Source organism: Nonomuraea sp. NPDC049504, from assembly GCF_040676845.1.
In the GTDB taxonomy this organism is placed as follows: Bacteria; Actinomycetota; Actinomycetes; order Streptosporangiales; family Streptosporangiaceae; genus Nonomuraea; species Nonomuraea salmonea.
Genome location: NZ_JBFAPT010000090.1, coordinates 1 through 1,017 on the forward strand (window position 1 = coordinate 1; position 1,017 = coordinate 1,017).

The 1,017-nt window shown below is 67.3% G+C and carries 2 protein-coding genes and 1 pseudogene; all 3 read right to left on the reverse strand.

Going from position 1 to position 1,017, the window contains the following annotated elements; translation table 11 throughout:
• A pseudogene (locus AB0K28_RS51745) lies at nucleotides 1–231 on the reverse strand (ISAzo13 family transposase); the annotation flags it as partial.
• Between the two features lie 117 nt (nucleotides 232–348).
• On the reverse strand, nucleotides 349–780 hold the full coding sequence (locus AB0K28_RS51750) for a hypothetical protein (protein ID WP_364386094.1): 432 nt from the start codon (nucleotides 778–780) through the stop codon (nucleotides 349–351).
• Nucleotides 777–914, reverse strand: a complete 138-nt coding sequence (locus AB0K28_RS51755) for a hypothetical protein (protein ID WP_364386097.1) — start codon at nucleotides 912–914, stop codon at nucleotides 777–779. The genes AB0K28_RS51750 and AB0K28_RS51755 overlap by 4 nt, the downstream gene beginning before the upstream one ends.
• Between the last annotated feature and the right edge of the window lie 103 nt (nucleotides 915–1,017).

Below are 1,017 nucleotides of genomic sequence, written 5' to 3' on the forward strand. Positions count from 1 at the left end.
CGAGGGCTGGCTGATCTCGAGCATCTCCGACAGGACGCGCTGGGAGCAGATCTGGCGGAGATAGACGATGGCGATCAGGACCTTGTCGGCGTCGGTGAGCAGTGGGCGTCCGTGGTTGGCCTTGGCCTGTTGGCGTGGGCCACCGCGGATTTCGAAGTTGCGCTGCTCGGCCAGGGCCGCCTGATCCGGGGCCAAAGACGCAGTCAGCTCGTTCAGCTCTTGTCGGCTCATCCCGGTCAGCCGGGGGTCGGCCAGGGCGTGCAGGCTTTCAGAGGGCGGTTCGCGAGTTGATGTCCCTTTGATCGCTTGCGCTGCATGAGATGGCAGGTCGATGCGGGGAGCTCGGGGTTACGGGCGTGGTTGAGTGAACAATCCTGGCTCGGTCTCGGTGAGGATGCCGAGGTTGACCAGGCGTTTGAGCTTGGCTCGGGTGTTCTCGACGTTCTTTCGCGCCAGGGGCAGGTCTAGGGCCAGGCAGAGGTCGCGAGCGCGCATGGGTTGTCCGGTGTCCGCCAGGATGGTGAGGATCTGCTGGTAGGCGGGGTGGTCGGGGAGTCCGGGAGTCGGTTGCGGCGGGGGCGCTGGGTCGGGCTCCTCGGCGAGGGCGAGCAGGGTCTTGCGGGTGATCTTCAGGTGCTCGATGTCCTGGTCGAGGTCACGCAGGCGGGCGGCTAGTTCGTCGATCTGGGCACGCATCTGCTCGGCCTGTCCGGTCAGCGCCTTCTCGCGGGCGTCGATCCGTTCCAGCAGCCAGGTTCCGGGATCGGGGTGCCTGCTCACGTGTCGCGCCAGGTAGGGGCGGAGGTGCCGGTCAGCCGGCGGGTCATCACATCGGTCATCGCCCAGTACACCCGTGATTCGGAGCTGGCCGGGTGGTGTTCGTAGTCGCGTACCAGGCGGCGGTGCAGGGACATCGTGCCGTAGGTGTTGGGTCGAGTCCGGGCGCGGTGCCTGGATTGCTCCAGGTCCGTTTCCCGGACCCGCCCGCCGAACCCGGCGTGCGACTCTCACCGCACC